This is a genomic window from Nocardia neocaledoniensis, assembly GCF_029868625.1.
Lineage (GTDB): Bacteria > Actinomycetota > Actinomycetes > Mycobacteriales > Mycobacteriaceae > Nocardia > Nocardia neocaledoniensis_A.
In genome coordinates this window covers 1-1,230 of sequence record NZ_JARWOJ010000089.1, presented here as the reverse complement: position 1 = coordinate 1,230, position 1,230 = coordinate 1, and the positions used below count along the sequence as shown (strand labels likewise).

Genomic DNA, 1,230 nt, shown 5'->3' with positions numbered 1-1,230 from the left:
CGTGCGACCGGGACCGCGGCACTGATCAACGTCCAACCCGGCGAGGCCGAGCAACTGTGGGGCCGCAGCCCCGGCGCCTGGCAACAGCTGGCGGAGCTGACCGCGGCCTCCTACACCGATGCCGAACTGCGGCAACGGTTCACGGAAATGTCGTGGAAAGGTGTCGAGGCCGACGTCTCGCGTACTTTCGACAACCTCGCCACCACGACCGTCACCGATCTCGGCCCGCCCACTCCCTGGGAGTTTGCCCAGCGTGCCGAACACGCCTTGGCCGCAGTCAGCTTCACCGACAACCTAGGCCCGGGCGCGGGGCACGGTATCGGCACCGCGGTCGAAGCAACCGGGATCCGAACAGCAGCACAGTGGGAGCCAGACCCAGACCTGCAACCCCATCCGCCTGATCGAGGGCCGGGGTCTGGTGTGGATCAGGGGGTGTGGTGATGACCACGAGCGCTCCAAGGCCCGGTGAGTCGGTGGCCCAGTGGCAAGGCCGCATCTTGCGCCGGATCCAGCAATTGGCCGCTCAGCATCGGGAGGTCGCTGATGCCGGGCCTTCCATGTTCGACGACGGTGTCTCCGGTGGCAGCGAGCAGGTGTGGAACGAGCGACTCGAGCTGCTCACCGTGCAGCGTGAGCACGCCGAGTACACGGCCTTGTTGGGTGGGGTCGACCCGGGTTGGGTCGTCGATGCCCGCGAACTCGGGCAGCGCGGCGCGGACGCACCGAAGCCGGGCGTGGTGCGCCAGCATCCCGCCCGCGCGAACCAAGCCCAAGAGTTCTACCTCGACATGCTCGAGCTCGACTTGTGGACTATGGAACGCATGGCCGGCCTGGAAGCCGCCCGTATGGACCGAATTGCTTCCGGGAGATGGGCTTTCGATGCCGACCCGATCGCCGTCGCCCAGTTCGCCGACAACATGACGGCACTGCACACCCGGGTGACCGTCCTGGCGGCCGCCGCCCAGCTCACGCCAGCCGAAGGCGAGAGCTTGTGGGGGGCGAGCGTGGAAGGGATCCGCCGCGTACACGCGGTCACCTTCGCCGCCTACACCGAACAAGACCTCGCTCGAGCCTGGAATGGCTATGCCCGCGCCGATCCGGCGTTGGCGGTGCCGCCGTATGTTCCGCGAGGTCCCGACGTCGGCGCCGCCCTGCTCGAGCCGCCGACACCGCGCACGATGATCGCTGATGCGACGAGCGCGTTGCGGTCCCAGCTCGTCGACACCGCCA

General features: G+C 68.3%; 2 protein-coding genes. Both read left to right on the top strand.

The window, feature by feature from the left end; translation table 11 throughout:
- Positions 1 to 441, top strand: a 441-nt coding sequence (locus QH270_RS05965) for a hypothetical protein (RefSeq protein ID WP_280339381.1), incomplete at its 5' end; no start/stop codon positions are given.
- Positions 441 to 1,230 (top strand): hypothetical protein (locus tag QH270_RS05960; protein ID WP_280339380.1); only part of this gene is annotated, 790 nt, incomplete at its 3' end. The genes QH270_RS05965 and QH270_RS05960, both read left to right, overlap by 1 nt.